The organism is Melaminivora alkalimesophila, from assembly GCF_000282995.1.
Taxonomy (GTDB): Bacteria; Pseudomonadota; Gammaproteobacteria; order Burkholderiales; family Burkholderiaceae_C; genus Melaminivora; species Melaminivora alkalimesophila.
The window spans coordinates 1-2,193 of the sequence record NZ_ALEE01000356.1; the positions used below are offsets into that span (position 1 = coordinate 1).

Sequence of the window (2,193 nt, forward strand, 5' to 3'; positions counted from 1 at the left end):
GGCGGCGGGCGCCGCAACACGCCCCCGAGCAGCGTCTCGATGCACTGCTGCGCGACCTCCTCGGGGCCATAGCGCCCCTCGGGCTGGTACCAGCGCCCGATCCAGCTCAGCGCGCCGGCGATGACGAAGGCCGTCATCTTCGGGTCGCAGGGGTTGAGCGAGCCTTCCTCCACCCCCTGCGCCACCAGGCGGCGAAACGCCAGGTCGATCTCCGACTTCATGCGCCGCAACTCGCTGCGCGCCGGCTCGGGCACCTCCTCGTCGCCCACGCGGATCAGGCACATGCCGAAAGGCTGCATGACGATGTCCGCATAGACCTGCATGCACGCGCGCAGCTGGTCCACCGCGTTGCCGCCCGCCGCGCGCGAGGCCTCGATACCGTCGAGCGTCATGTGCAGGCCCTTCTTCACGCAGGCCAGCAGGATCTCGTCCTTGTTCTTCACGTAGTAGTACAGCGTCGGCTTGCTCACGTGCAGCTGCGCGGCAATGTCGTCGAGCGAAGTGGCATGGAAGCCCCGTTCGTTGAACAGCTGCGCCGCGGTCGTCAGCACGGCGTTGCGCTTGGCCTCGCGCTGGCGCTGGCGCTCGGGCAGGGCCGCCCACGGCGAGGCCGGCGCCGCGGGGCTCTTGCGCCGCGCCGGGGCAGGCGCGGCGGGGTGGTTGCGGGAGGCAGCCATCGCTAAGACCTTGTACTCATGGGGAAAGTCCGGATGACGGGCAGGTCGGACCGTTCAAGAATCTACTCCAGAGTAACCAGTCTACGTAGAAGTAGAACACGACGGTTGCGAAGAAACCCGTAGAGGAACCATGGAGACAACCCCCCCGCGCGGTCGGCCCGCCGCGCCTCCCTTGCTGCAGGTGGACAGCGTGACGCTCGCCTTCGGCGGCGTGCGCGCGCTCTCCGGCGTCAGCTTCGAGGTGCAGCCGGGCTCGATCACCGCCGTGATCGGCCCGAACGGCGCCGGCAAGACCTCGCTGTTCAACACCATCTCGGGTTTCTACCGCCCGACGGGCGGCAGCATCCGCTTTCGCGGCCGCGAGATCACCCGCCTGCCGCCCCCCGAGCGCGCGCGCCTGGGCCTGGCGCGCAGCTTCCAGAACATCGCGCTGTTTCGCGGCATGACGGTGCTCGACAACATCAAGCTCGGCCGCCACGCGCACCTGAAGACCAACGTCTTCGAGGCCCTCGCCTACTGGGGCCGCGCGCGGCGCGAGGAGGCCGAGCTGCGCCGCGACATCGAGGAGCGCATCATCGACTTCCTGGAGATCGACCACATCCGCCACGCGCCCGTGGCTGCCCTGCCCTACGGGCTGCAAAAGCGCGTGGAGATGGCGCGGGCGCTGGCCATGCAGCCGGAGATCCTGATGCTCGACGAGCCGGTGGCCGGCATGAACCGCGAGGAGACGGAAGACATGGCGCGTTTCATCCTGGACGTGCGCGCCGAATGGGGCGCCACCGTGCTGATGGTCGAGCACGACATGGGCATGGTCATGGACCTGTCGGACCACGTGGTGGTGCTGAACTTCGGCCAGGTCATCGCGCAGGGCACGCCCGCCGTGGTACAGGCCGATCCGGAAGTGGGCCGCGCCTACCTGGGCTCGGGCGACGTGCAGAGCCTGCGCGCCAAGCTACAGGCCGCAGCCAGGCAGGGGGTGGCGGCATGAGCGAGGGTTTCGACTGGGCCTATCTCTTCGAGATCAGCCTGACCGGCGTCGCCAGCGGCGGCCTGTACGCGCTCGCGGCGCTGGCCTTCGTGATGGTCTACAAGGCCACGCGGGTAGTGAACATCGCCATCGGCGAGATGCTGATGGCCGGCGCCTATCTGTTCTTCACCTTCGCCTCCATGTGGGCGCTGCCGCTGTGGCTGGCCATTCCCGCGGCGGTGCTGGCCAGCGGCCTGCTCGGCGCCATTATCGAGCGCACCATGATCCGGCCGCTGCTGGGCGAGCCGCCGATCTCGGTGTTCATGGTAACGGTGGGCCTGGCCTCGGTGCTGGTCGGACTCGTCGAGATGGTCTGGACCGCCGACCAGCGGCGCCTGCCGGACTTCATGCCCACCCAGCCGATCGTGATCGGCGAGGCCTTCCTCGCGCCCAAGGTGTTCTGGGGCGCGGTGATCGCTGCCGTGTTCATCGCCGCGGTGCTGCTGGTGTTTCGCTTCTGGCGCGGCGGCGTGGCGCTGCGCGCCACCG

General features: G+C 69.1%; 3 protein-coding genes. 2 read left to right on the plus strand and 1 reads right to left on the minus strand.

Translation table 11 applies throughout. From position 1 onward, the window contains the following. A partial coding sequence (locus A612_RS06590; RefSeq protein ID WP_019373718.1) for a TetR/AcrR family transcriptional regulator occupies positions 1-677 on the minus strand: 677 nt, incomplete at its 3' end. Positions 678-807: 130 nt separating this feature from the next. On the opposite strand from A612_RS06590, the gene A612_RS06595 reads away from it, so the two are divergent. Then, positions 808-1,665, plus strand: coding sequence for an ABC transporter ATP-binding protein (locus A612_RS06595; RefSeq protein WP_040436253.1), 858 nt, complete (start codon positions 808-810; stop codon positions 1,663-1,665). Next, the coding region (locus A612_RS06600; protein WP_019373720.1) for a branched-chain amino acid ABC transporter permease at positions 1,662-2,193 on the plus strand (532 nt) is incomplete at its 3' end. The genes A612_RS06595 and A612_RS06600, both read left to right, overlap by 4 nt.